Here is a 1,286-nt window from a genome sequence, read left to right on the forward strand (position 1 = left end):
ACGCCCGGCAAGCCATCCTGCAGGCCGAAGCGCACATCACGCAGCAGTACGGGCTGCCCCAGTTCCAGCATCATCAATTCAGGCTCCCCGTCCAGTTCATAAATGGTGCGCGGCACCTTGTTCATGGCCAGGCGCCGCGCCGCCTCGGCATGCGCATCGGCGCGCGATTTCAAGCACGTTTCAACCTGCACAGGGTCGTCGGTCAGGCGGTAGCGCGCGCGCACCGCTTCATCGACGACCGTTTCGGTCAGCCATTCCGCCGCATACAGATCGGCATGCACCGGCGGGATGGATGTGGCCAGGCTGGCCTGCACGGTGTAATTGCGGTCGAAAGCGATCTTGACTGCCGCAGCCACCGGCAGGCGCTGCACCGGCCGCAGCGAGTGCTCCAGCATCTGATCCGGCCCGATCTCCACCGGCACGCCGAGCGCGGGCAAGGCGATCTGCACTAGGCGCAACTGGCCCGTGCGCGACATCAGCGCCTGCGCGCCCACGCTGGCGGCCAGCTGCTGAATGGCCTGCGCCTGGTTGGTGCGGTCGGCGATGTACAGGCCCACCATTTGCGGATGGGCAGCGTCGAAGGCCGCAAGGTTGGCCAGATCCAGATCCGCCACCGTGAAGCGGTCGGCTGCCTTGCCGTAGCCGGTGGCGATGCGCTGCACCAGCGGCGCGATGCGCGGCGCGTAGCCGCCCACGTTGTCGCCTTGCACGCTGGTGGTCACCGCATTGGCCAGCGGGTTGATCGGCAACTTGAAACGGCCCGTGACCAAATTGATCTCGGTCGGTACCGGCTTGCCGCTGGTGCGCGCTTCGTCGTTGATGAACCACTCGACCGGCCCCAGGAACCCGTATTCCAGGGTGGCGGGGTTGAGCAGCAGCGGCGTGACGTTGTGGCATTCGCCGAACGGGATTGGCAGGATCGCGTCCTTGTTCTGGCTGGTGCCGCCCAACTTGGCCTCGGTGATCGGCGTATTCAGGCGCTGCAGCTTGTCGCGCAGCACCAGGTTGACCGTCTCGCGGCTGGAGCTGCCCACGTCATCGATGATGCCGTCGAACACCAGGCGGAAATCGGCGCGTGGCCAGCTGGGGTCGCCCGTCCAGGCTTTGATGGCGCGGTTGCGCCACACATCGCCCAGCCAGCCGTCGAGCGCCCCATCACCATTGTCCAGCTCGATGTCGCCGCCCGACAATCCAGCCTCGCCCGTCAGGCTGACCTGTTCCGTGAAGGCCAGGCCGCCGGTGGCCAGCGGCAGATACTCGGTGTTGGCCGGCACCTCAGCCGGCCC

Annotated in this window: 1 protein-coding gene; it reads right to left on the bottom strand. The window is 66.9% G+C overall.

The genetic code is table 11. The features are described 5' to 3' along the window. The coding region (locus tag ACQ4WR_RS28260; RefSeq protein ID WP_436491419.1) for a hypothetical protein at window positions 1-1,286 on the bottom strand (1,286 nt) is incomplete at both ends.

The sequence above is a fragment of the Janthinobacterium amylolyticum genome, assembly GCF_051380655.1.
GTDB lineage: Bacteria > Pseudomonadota > Gammaproteobacteria > Burkholderiales > Burkholderiaceae_D > Janthinobacterium.